The sequence below is a fragment of the Arcobacter sp. LA11 genome (assembly GCF_001895145.1).
Lineage (GTDB): Bacteria > Campylobacterota > Campylobacteria > Campylobacterales > Arcobacteraceae > Halarcobacter.
In genome coordinates this window covers 1-246 of record NZ_BDIR01000040.1, presented here as the reverse complement: position 1 = coordinate 246, position 246 = coordinate 1, and the positions used below count along the sequence as shown (strand labels likewise).

The following is a 246-nucleotide window of genomic DNA, read 5'->3' as shown; positions in this document are numbered from 1 at the left end:
CAACTAGCAATAGATAGAGCTTGTGAAATCTTTGATTGTAAATTTGCTAATGTACAACCTCATGCAGGATCTCAAGCAAATGGTGCAGTTTACGCAGCATTATTAAAAGCTGGTGATAAAATCCTTGGTATGGATCTTTCTCATGGTGGACACCTTACTCATGGTTCTAAACCTTCTTTCTCTGGTAAAAATTACTCTGCCTTCTACTATGGTGTAGAATTAGATGGAAGAATAAACTATGATAGA

The 246-nt window shown here is 36.2% G+C and carries 1 pseudogene; it reads left to right on the top strand.

Annotated features, from left to right (window positions below):
- Positions 1-246, top strand: a pseudogene (gene glyA / locus BT997_RS15315) (serine hydroxymethyltransferase); the annotation flags it as partial.